This window comes from Bradyrhizobium sp. 23AC, assembly GCF_054863025.1.
Genome location: NZ_JAVAYN010000182.1, coordinates 1 through 266 on the forward strand (window position 1 = coordinate 1; position 266 = coordinate 266).

The following is a 266-nucleotide window of genomic DNA, read 5'->3' on the forward strand; positions in this document are numbered from 1 at the left end:
GTAGCGCGCTGGGGGCCGATGCGGAGTACGCCAAGGCGAAATCCGGCAAAGGTGGCGATACCGCCCTGGCCGAGGATGCAGAGCTGCTCGGACACGCCATGCGCCTGGCCTACCTCGGCGAAAAGACCGGTGCCAGTGCGCCGCCGGTGTTTCAGGCGTGGATCAGTGACCGTGACTTCGTGCGTCAGGATGTACCCACTACCGACGTGCGTGTGCTGATGACCAAGAGTCAGCTCAGCGACCTTAGCGATGTGGTCAAGCAGATC

The 266-nt window shown here is 63.2% G+C and carries 1 protein-coding gene; it reads left to right on the forward strand.

Annotated features, from left to right (window positions below):
• Nucleotides 1-266 (forward strand): hypothetical protein (locus RAD10_RS42015; protein WP_461622041.1); only part of this gene is annotated, 266 nt, incomplete at both ends.